A 240-nucleotide genomic window follows, 5' to 3' on the forward strand; every position below is an offset into this window, starting at 1 on the left:
TTCATACCCTGACGCGACAACACCATTTCCCTGAGGATCTCGGTGGCGAGCCGGTTGATGGCTTCTGTACCGTGATAGTGCGCACGCACGATGCCGGTAATCGCGAAGTGATCGGTCTCTGGGCCGGTCAGCACGGCGGACAGGGTGCCGTCGGCATGCAGCGTGCACTCAGCTCTGTAGCTGGGCAGGCGGTCAGCCAAGGCTTTTTCGATTTGGGATTTGTTGAGGGTGTCCATCTGC

The 240-nt window shown here is 59.6% G+C and carries 1 protein-coding gene; it reads right to left on the reverse strand.

Features of this window, described 5'->3' with window-relative positions; translation table 11 throughout:
• Positions 1-240 (reverse strand): hypothetical protein (locus AAEY88_RS15315; RefSeq protein WP_350563765.1); only part of this gene is annotated, 240 nt, incomplete at both ends.

This window comes from Psychrobacter sp. CAL346-MNA-CIBAN-0220 (assembly GCF_040309805.1).
GTDB lineage: Bacteria > Pseudomonadota > Gammaproteobacteria > Pseudomonadales > Moraxellaceae > Psychrobacter.